We start from the raw sequence: 2,102 nt of genomic DNA, 5'->3' as shown, positions 1-2,102 counted from the left end.
GATTGACCAGGCCCCGCTGGCGCCGACGGCCGAGCCGACCCCGCCCTCCGACCGCTGGAAGGGCCTGACCGAGCCGGGCACCGCACTGGCGCAGGGCCTGGATGCCATCGTCGACAAGGATTCCACGTTCGACCCGCGTCATTTCATCTCGGGCGCCCGGGGCGCCTACGAGATGATCGTGCTGGCCTTTGCCAATGGCGACCGCCGTGCGCTGCGCGACCTGTTGTCGTCGGACGTCTATGACAGCTTCGACGCCGCCATCAAGGAGCGCGAGAAGAACGAGCAGAAGACCGAGACCCGCTTCGTCTCGATCGACAAGGCCGAGCTCGTCGGCGCCGAGCTGCGCGACCGTACTGCCCAGCTCACGATCCGTTTCGTCTCGCAGATGATCTCGGCCACCCGAGACAAGGCCGGCAACATCGTCGACGGCAGCGCCGATACGGTCGCCGACATCACCGACATCTGGACTTTCGCCCGCGACATCACCTCTCGCGATCCGAACTGGAAGTTGGTTGGCACCGGAAGCGCGAATTAGGGTCTTTCTGAAGACCAGCGCGACCGCGCTTTGCGCAGGCGTCGTCGTGCTGTCGTCGTTTTCGCTCGGCGCCGAGGCGGCGCGGCGCCACTATCGCAGCCACCACCATCATCTCCCGCAATTGCCTGCCGCTCCGCCGCGGGCCTTGCCCTATCCGCAGCTCCCGCTGCCGTTCGAAATTCCCGGCGCGCAATATCTGCCGTTGGCCTGGGCGGACGTGAAGGGCTGGGGCGATGACAATCATCTCGCGGCGTACAAAACGTTCCGCGCCAGCTGTCGGACCATCAATGCGCAGACCGGCGCGGCTGAGCCGAAGGCCGAATCAAAAGCAATTGGCGGCTCGCTCAACGAACCTTGCAGGGCGGCAAAATCGCTCGAGCTCACCGACGACGCCAAGGCAAAGACCTTCTTCGAGGACAACTTTTCGCCGCTGCGGATCTCGCGTCTCGGCGAGCCCGACGGTTTCGTCACCGGCTATTACGAGCCGGTGCTGGAGGGATCGCGCACGCAGACCGATGTCTACAATGTTCCGGTCTATCGCCGTCCCTCGAATCTGTTCGTGCGCGGCTACAAGCAGGACTCGGTCAGCCTGCCCAACAAGGGCCCGGTCTATCGCAAGATCGGCCGCCGCAAGCTGGTGCCATATTACGACCGTGGCGAGATCGAGGATGGCAAGATCGCCGGCCGTGGGCTGGAGATCGCGTGGCTGAAGGACCCGACCGATCTGCTGTTCGCGCAGATCCAGGGTTCGGCGCGCATCAAGTTCGACGACGGCAGCTCGGTGCGGCTGAACTACGACGCCTATAACGGCTATCCCTATACGGCTGTCGGTCGCATCCTCATCGAGCGCGGCATCATCCCGAAAGAGGAGATGTCGATGCAGAAGATCAGGGAATGGATGACGCAAAACCCTGATGGCGCCAAGGAGCTGCGCCGCGCGAACCGCGCCTACATCTTCTTCCGCGAGGTCAATCTGTCCGACAAGGACGAGGCGGTGGGTGCGCAGGGAATTCCGCTGACCGCGGGGCGCTCGATCGCGGTCGACAAATCGCTGCATGTCTACGGCACGCCGTTCTTCATCGAGGGCGAGCTGCCGATCGAGTCGGAGCGCTCCAAGACGCCGTTCCATCGGCTGATGATCGCGCAGGACACCGGCTCGGCCATCATCGGTCCCGCGCGCGCCGATCTGTTTTTCGGCGCTGGCCAGGAGGCCGGCCGTATCTCCGGGCGGCTCCGCCATCCCATGCACTTTGTCATGCTGGTGCCGAAGGGCCTCGATCCCTCGGTGCGCGCCGCCCGGCTGCCGGTGCCTGATCCTCGTCCCTCGGAGAAGATCGCAAAGCTGTTTCCGCAGGCCGATCCCGGGAAAGGGACGGTCAAGCCAGCTGCTGCGACCGGTCCTACGGAAACCAAGACCGACACGGTCGCCATTGCCGGTCCGGTCCCGCTGCCGGCACCGCGCCCCGTGATCGAGCCCGCTTCCGAACCGCAGCGGCCGGTGAAGAAACGTCCCCATCGGCAGCAATGAAGCGATCGTCCCGTCCGCCCGTGCTGGAGCCTCGCCCCT

The 2,102-nt window shown here is 65.1% G+C and carries 2 protein-coding genes; both read left to right on the top strand.

Annotated elements, in window-relative coordinates:
- Positions 1 to 535 (top strand): Tim44/TimA family putative adaptor protein (locus tag MOV74_RS36790; RefSeq protein WP_246932247.1); only part of this gene is annotated, 535 nt, incomplete at its 5' end.
- On the top strand, positions 513 to 2,063 hold the full coding sequence (locus tag MOV74_RS36785; RefSeq protein ID WP_246932245.1) for a murein transglycosylase A: 1,551 nt from the start codon (positions 513 to 515) through the stop codon (positions 2,061 to 2,063). The genes MOV74_RS36790 and MOV74_RS36785, both read left to right, overlap by 23 nt.
- The last annotated feature ends 39 nt before the right edge of the window (positions 2,064 to 2,102 follow it).

It is taken from the genome of Bradyrhizobium sp. SHOUNA76 (assembly GCF_023006445.1).
In the GTDB taxonomy this organism is placed as follows: domain Bacteria; phylum Pseudomonadota; class Alphaproteobacteria; order Rhizobiales; family Xanthobacteraceae; genus Bradyrhizobium.
This window is presented reverse-complemented; position numbering and strand designations above follow the sequence as displayed.